General features: G+C 66.9%; 3 protein-coding genes. 1 reads left to right on the forward strand and 2 read right to left on the reverse strand.

Annotation, left to right across the window (positions count from 1 at the left end):
• The first annotated feature begins 162 nt into the window (after positions 1–162).
• A complete protein-coding gene (locus tag VD972_RS14120) occupies positions 163–1080 on the forward strand; it encodes a fatty acid desaturase (RefSeq protein ID WP_324986750.1) in 918 nt (305 codons plus the stop codon).
• A gap of 21 nt (positions 1081–1101) precedes the next feature.
• On the opposite strand, the gene VD972_RS14125 is transcribed toward VD972_RS14120, so the two are convergent.
• Together VD972_RS14125 and VD972_RS14130 are read right to left on the reverse strand one after the other, a co-directional pair.
• Positions 1102–1758: a hypothetical protein gene (locus VD972_RS14125; protein ID WP_324986752.1), complete on the reverse strand. Its 657-nt coding sequence runs from the start codon at positions 1756–1758 to the stop codon at positions 1102–1104.
• 30 nt (positions 1759–1788) lie between these two features.
• Positions 1789–4917: a carboxypeptidase regulatory-like domain-containing protein gene (locus VD972_RS14130; RefSeq protein WP_324986755.1), complete on the reverse strand. Its 3129-nt coding sequence runs from the start codon at positions 4915–4917 to the stop codon at positions 1789–1791.
• Positions 4918–5234: the final 317 nt, after the last annotated feature.

The raw sequence follows: 5234 nt of genomic DNA on the forward strand, positions 1-5234 counted from the left end.
AGACGCTCGGTCCGAAGCTCCATGGCCACATTCTGCTCGGCAGCCCCCTGGCTCTCTCCACGCTCCTGGGAAGGTGCTGGCAAGTCAACACCCGGTGGGATAAACCCAGCGTGAATGCTCCGACACTCCGCCGACCTTCGAACGATGCTGTGGTGCGCGGCCATGCCCGTGGTGGCACTGTCCATGTACGCGAACCCCGGACTCATTCCCTGGCTGTCCCCGCTCGCCTGCTACCTGGCGCTGGCAGCAGGGGTGATCGCGCACAACCACAACCATTGCCCTACGTTCCGCAACCGCAAGCTCAACAACGCGTTCGGCATGTGGCTGTCCATCTTCTACGGCTACCCGACGTTCGCGTGGATCCCCACGCACAACCTGAACCACCACAAGTACGTGAACAAGGCGGGGGACGCGACCATCACCTGGCGCTACACCAACCGCCACAACGCGTGGACGGCCGCCAGCTACTTCTTCGTCTCGTCCTACTTCCAGAGCGATCCCATCAAGGCCTTCATCAGCAAGGCACGCACCAACAACCCCACCCTCTTCCGGCAGATCATCACCCAGTACGTGGTGTGGGCCGGAACGCATCTGTCGCTCCTGGCGCTGGCCATGGTGCTGCTCGGGCCGTGGGCGGGCGCGCGGGTGTACCTGTTCGCCTTCGCGATCCCGGCGGTGTTTGCGCTGTGGACGATCATGTTCTTCAACTACATCCAGCACGTCCACACGGATCCGTGGAGCGAGCACAACCACAGCCGCAGCTGGACGGGCTGGGCCATCAACTTCTTCCTCTTCAACAACGGCCTCCACGCCGCGCACCATGAGATGCCGGGCGCCCACTGGAGCACGCTGCGCGAGGCCCACACGCGCATCGAGGCGGAGATCCACCCGGAGCTCAAGCCGCGCTACTTCTTCCCGTGGTGCTTCGCCAACTACGCGCTGGCGCCCTTCTTCCCGCGGTTCGGCACGCAGCAGATCGGCCGCCCCCCGTTCTCCCCGCCCTCGGGTGAGAAGGCGGAGGTCAAGTTCGGGGACGAGCTGGACGCGGTGGAGTCCGGCGTCAACGCCGCGCGCGTGTGAGCCGCGGCGTGGAGCGGCCGCTCACTTGAGGGAAGGCGGCCGCTTCGCCGGGACGCAGCGCAGCTGGGTGGGATCGCAGGTGGTAGCAAAGTCGGGGTTGATGCCCGTGGCCTCCGCGCAGAGCTCGTTGTCGGGCTCCCCCTCCTCGTTCGCGCAGTCCACGTCTCCGGGCCACATGCCCCAGACTTCATACTCCGCAGTGCACCCGTCCTCGGTGTACGTCAGGTCCGCCACCATCTGCGTGCCCGGCGCCAGGGGTATGGCCAGGATCCGGACGTTGCTCCACTGGTAGACGACGTTCTTCGGGGGCAGGCCCTCGGCGTCCAGGGCCGGCGCGCGCTTCTCGGCGGTGGCGACATTCGAGGCGGAGCAGAAGCCCTCCGTGTCCGCCTCCTTGGCCAGCGCCCCGAGCGAGTAGGCCAGGCGCTCCGGATCCCGCTCCTCCAGCGCGACGAGCGTGGCGGGCTTGATGGAGAGCTGCTCGTCGCCCGTGGGCGTGGAGAACTTCTGGATGCCGAGCTGCTCACCCGCCTTCGCGGGACAGCTGCTCTGGCCCTTGGGCTTGTAGGTGACAGACCACGTGAGGCTCTGCACCGGGCAGCCAATGGGCGGCTGCTCCGTCTCACAGGCAGCAATCAGGGAGGTGGCCAGCACCAGGCCGAGGAGTCGTCGAGTCATGGGAGAGAACCTTTCCAGGTCGCAGCGCGGCTAGAACGACACGCGAGCGCCGAAGCGGAACGAGCGCGGCGCCTGATAGGCGGTGGGTTTGCCGAAGTTCTTGTTGATGGCCTCGTCGGGGATCGGCTCCCCGGTCTCGGCGTCCAGCACCTTGCCGGGAAGATCCGCTCTCGAGCCGCCCACGATGGGCAGCACGGGCGAGTACGTGTAGTTCTGATCGTACGCGGTGGCCGTCTGGAAGTTGAAGACGTTGAAGACATCCACGCTCAAGGAGGCGGTGATGTCCTTGGCCACCTTGTAGTTGACGGCCAGACGGCTGTCGAAGCGGTGCACCCAGGGCAGCCGCCCCGCCCCGCCGCGCGGCAGGATGTAGGCCTGCCCCGAGCCGTAGTCCACATGGGCCCCGAGGTAGCTGAACGGCGTGCCCGAGGCACCCCGGTACGACAGGCCGAGGTTGAGGCTCAGGCCCGGGCGCAGCACGAGCTCGCGCGCGCCGAACGCCTTGAGCTGGTGCGTGCGGTCCGCCGGCAGCAAGCCGCTGCGGTTGGGCAGCAGCGACACGAGATCGAAGTCCGAGTTGATGTTCGGATCGAGCTGGCCCGTGTCAGAGCGGAAGAGGCCCTCGTAGTTGCCGGTGAGGCGGGACCACGTGTAGCTCACCTGCGCCAGCCAGAAATCGGCGAAGTTCCGCTGGAAGAAGAGCGTGAAGCCGTCGTAGTTGCGCCGAGGCTTCACGAAGTCCTTGGCGAAGCCGTAGCCCGGGTTGCCAATGAAGTAGGTGGCGCCGTCATCGCGGCTCATGTCCTCGATGGCAAGGTTGAGCGAGCGCCGGGTGTACGAGAGGCCGACGCGGGAGTTGGCCAGCAGCTCGTACTCGCCGCCCACGACGAACTCGTCCGTGGACTGGGGCTTGATGTCCGGATCCACGATGGTGGCGCCCGCGCCCACGGTGCTCCAGAGGGCGTTGGCGTCCAGCGGATCCTGAGAGCGGCGACGCGCCTCGTCCGTCTGGCACACGCCGCGCTGCTGTTCCGGATCGCGCGGGTCGCACAGGGAGGAGTCCTTCTCCGAGCGCACCCCGGGCTCGCCCGGGAACGAGCGGTCCACCATGTCCAGCGGGACGCTCTCGTAGTACCGGGCATAGCTGCCGAAGAGCTTCATGCGGCCGGAGCGGGTGGGATCGACGATGAGGCCCAGGCGCGGGGACCACTGGTAGGGCAGCACCAGGGCCGTCTTCCCGCCGCCGACGAGCTGCTGGGTGTCGTAGCGCAGACCCACGTTGAGGGTGGCCGTGTTGTTCAGCATCGTCCAGCTGTCCTGCAGGAACGCGCCGGCGGCGTTGGACTTGGACTTGGGGCTCTGGGCGTCCTGGATGATCACCTCATCAGGGCCTACCAGGTAGCCGTACTGTCGGTAGTCGTAAAAGTAGTCGCCCTCATCGGACTCGATGAGCACCGACCGCCCCGTCACCGAGCGGGTGTGATCGAAGACCATCTGCTCCAGATCGATGCCCGCCTTGAAGACGTGCTGGCCCGCGGCATTCACCAGGAAGGTGCCCACGGCCTTGGCCTGGTAGCGATCCAGCGTCGCGTCATCCAGGCGGCCCGGGCCGCCCGTGAGGTAGGAGAGCACCGGGCACAGCGTGGAGATCTCCGGGTTGGGCGAGTCGCAGACGGAGGGATCCGGCAGCGACTCGAACTCGGTGATGGAGTGCTGGGAGGGAGTGGTTCGCTGCCAGGTGACGTTGGAGATGCCCGCCAGGCCCTCCATGGTGCCGCCCTGGGTGCCGTCCGAGGCGCGGATCGACAGATCCTGGTGGTGCCAGCCCACGGTGGCGTTGAAGAGCAGGCGCTTCTCCAGGAAGGAGGAGGACCACTTGAGGCTGGTGTCCAGGCTGCTGATGCTGCGCTGGGTGGCGGTGGCGCCGTACTCCCCGGCGATGCGCTCCACCTCGGGCGCGCCGGTGCGCTCGCTGATGGCGAAGCGGCCCGAGCCCCCCGAGGTAGAGGGAGTGCCCGTCACCGTCACCGCGACGTTGTGATCCGGGTTGATCAGGTAGGTGAGCTTGCCGATGTACTGGAAGCTCTTCTGGTCCGCGAAGAAGAGCCGCCGCGTGCCCTCGAGCTGCTGCGTCTGCGTGAAGCCGCGCTCGTCCTGCATCGGCTGTCCGTCCGCATCCAGCACCAGGGCGTTGAGGTTGCGCTCCAGCTGGTAGCGGGTGAACGAGGGGGCCAGGCCCACGTAGAACCAGAGCTTGTCCTGGAGGATGGGGCCTCCCAGCTCGGCGCCGATGTCTCCCAGGTTCCACAGCGAGGCCTGGCCGGAGATGGTGCCCGCCTCCTGGCGGAGCTCGGTGGCGGAGCCGCCCAGCGCGCCCGGGGTGAAGTTGCCGAACACGGAGCCGTGGAACTCGTTGGAGCCGGACTTCGTCACCGCGTTGACGACGCCACCGGTGGAGCGGCCGTACTCCGGCAGGTAGCCGCCGCTGATGACGTTCACCTCGCTGATGAACTCGACGCTCAGCGGGGTGCCGTTGATGCCGAAGCCCGGATCATTCACGGAGATGCCATCGACGATGTACTGGTTCTCCGGCGAGGTGGCACCGCTGACGGACACGCCATAGGTGTCCGCGTTGGCGCCGGGGGCCAGCTCGGCCAGGGACTCGAAGGAGCGCGACGCGGCGCCCTTCCCCGTCGGCGCGACGATGGCGATGTTGCGGACGAAGGCCTCGCCCACGTTGACGCCGGTGGAGGTGGAGCCGATGTCCACGGTCGGCGCCTGCCCCACGACGACCAGCTCCTCGCTCAGCGAAGCCTCTGGAAGCAGCTCCACGTTGAGGCGGACCGAGTAGTCCAGCCGGAGCGCGATGCCCTCGCGGGCATAGGGCTTGTAGGCCTCCTTCTCGAAGCGGAGCGTATAGACGCCGGGAGGAAGCTGGGGGATGCGGTACGCGCCGGAGCTCTCGGTGACGACGACCTGCTCACCCTGCAGGTTGGGAGAGGTGGCCGTCACCACCACGTCGGCCACGGGCTGCTTCGTGCTGGCGTCCACCACACTGCCGAGCAGCACCGAGGTGCCTTGGGCCAGGGCTGGGCTGCTTACCAGGCACAGCGCCAGCACCAGAAGTCCCGCGTGCCGGTAGTTCCTTCTCTCTGTCATGGGCATCTGGCCCGGGGGGCTACACATCTCTCCGCCGGGCGCTCCTCGCGCACGTAACAAATGTCCATGTGGGGACAGAATCAAGCGTTGCGTTCACTAGCCACTGGTTTTCCCCCATGTACTTACTGGGGTTGCCGGGGTGGTGTTCACGGGCAGATTCTCCGTTTTGTAACACCCGTCGCTCACAGGTAACCGCGGATAGGCTCTTCGGCGTCTCCTATGGCCAGCACCTCCTCCTATGGCAAGCACACCCCCCATGGTCGCCACCGATACGTTGGACTCCCAGGCTCATGGGGTACCCCCCAGAAGGCCTCACG

It is taken from the genome of Hyalangium sp. (assembly GCF_035629615.1).
Classification (GTDB): Bacteria; Myxococcota; Myxococcia; order Myxococcales; family Myxococcaceae; genus Hyalangium.